This window comes from Romboutsia sp. (assembly GCF_035470145.1).
In the GTDB taxonomy this organism is placed as follows: domain Bacteria; phylum Bacillota; class Clostridia; order Peptostreptococcales; family Peptostreptococcaceae; genus Romboutsia_D.
Map to the genome: position 1 here is coordinate 1 of NZ_DATIRC010000315.1, position 1,522 is coordinate 1,522.

Genomic DNA, 1,522 nt, shown 5'->3' on the forward strand with positions numbered 1-1,522 from the left:
AAGAATTGGAAATGAAGTGTGCAAAAAATTGAAAAAAATGGGATTAGGAGACTCTATTGACTTAGATTCAAGAAAACTTATTTTTAAAGATGAGAAAAATAAAATTATTTATATAAATGTTAAACCATCAGATGTAGTAACATACGTAGAAAAAGGAGTTGCTGATTTAGGAGTAGTAGGGAAAGATACTATTTTGGAAAGTGAAGAAGATGTATATGAAATACTTGATTTGGGTTTTGGGAAATGTAAATTTTCAATAGCAGGAATAAAAGGCCAAAGCATTTATAGAAAAGATGAAGTATTAAAAGTAGCCACTAAATATCCTGAAATAGCTAAAAAATACTTTAAAGAGAGAGAACAAAAAATTGAAATAATAAAATTAAATGGTTCTGTAGAATTAGCTCCATTAGTTGGTCTTTCTGATGTAATAGTGGATTTAGTTGAAACAGGAAATACTTTAAAAGCAAATGGCCTTGAAATAATAGAAGATATGTTGGATATAAGTTCTAGATTAATATGTAATAGAGTAAGTTATAGATTTAAATTTGATAGGATTAAAAGTATAGCACAATTATTTAAGGAGGATTAATATGTTAAAAATAATAGATTTTATGAAAGATAATGAATTTTTAAATAACCTTTTAGATAGAAGTCAATTCGAATATGATGAAGTGAATAAAGTCGTAGATAAGATTTTATATGATGTAAAAAATAGAAAAGATGAAGCACTGAGAGAATATACACTAAAGTTTGATAATGTAAAGATACAGGATTTCTTAGTATCTAAAGATGAAATAGATAGTGCATTTGAAAATATAGATGAAAATCTAAAGCAAGACCTTATGAAGGCTAAAGAAAACATTGAGAAATACCACATTAAACAACTAAAGACATCTTATACACTAAATGATGGTGAAGATATAGTTTTAGGTCAAATAGTTAGACCTATAGAAAAAGTGGGAATATATGTTCCTGGCGGAAGTGCATCATATCCATCAACTGTATTAATGAATGCAATACCTGCCAAAATAGCGGGAGTAGAAGAATTAGTTATGATAACACCTCCAAATAAAGAAGGTAAAATAAAAGACTCTATACTTGTAGCTGCTTCTATAGCAGGAGTAGATAAAATATATAAGGTAGGGGGAGCTCAGGGAATAGGAGCATTAACTTATGGAACAGAAAGTGTTCCTAAGGTATATAAAATAGTCGGGCCAGGAAATATATATGTTGCAATGGCTAAAAAGAGAGTATCAGGTTATGTTGGAATAGATATGATAGCAGGTCCTAGTGAAATTTTAATAATAGCAGATGAATTTGCAAATCCAAAGTTTATAGCAGCTGATTTAATATCACAAGCAGAACATGATGAAATGGCAGCATCTATATTAGTTACTGATTGTGAAAGTTTAGCAAAAAATGTAGTGAAGGAATTAGAGATACAAGTTGAAAAATTAGAAAGAAAAGAAATAATTAGAAAATCTTTAGAAAATTATGGAGCAATAATAATAACTAGTTCTTT

2 protein-coding genes are annotated in these 1,522 nt (G+C 28.4%); both read left to right on the plus strand.

Translation table 11 applies throughout. The features are described from left to right. Positions 1-589: ATP phosphoribosyltransferase (gene hisG / locus VLM92_RS12845; protein ID WP_331681770.1), on the plus strand; the 589-nt coding region annotated here is incomplete at its 5' end. A 1-nt stretch (position 590) separates the two neighbouring features. Next, the coding region (hisD, locus tag VLM92_RS12850; protein ID WP_325276732.1) for a histidinol dehydrogenase at positions 591-1,522 on the plus strand (932 nt) is incomplete at its 3' end.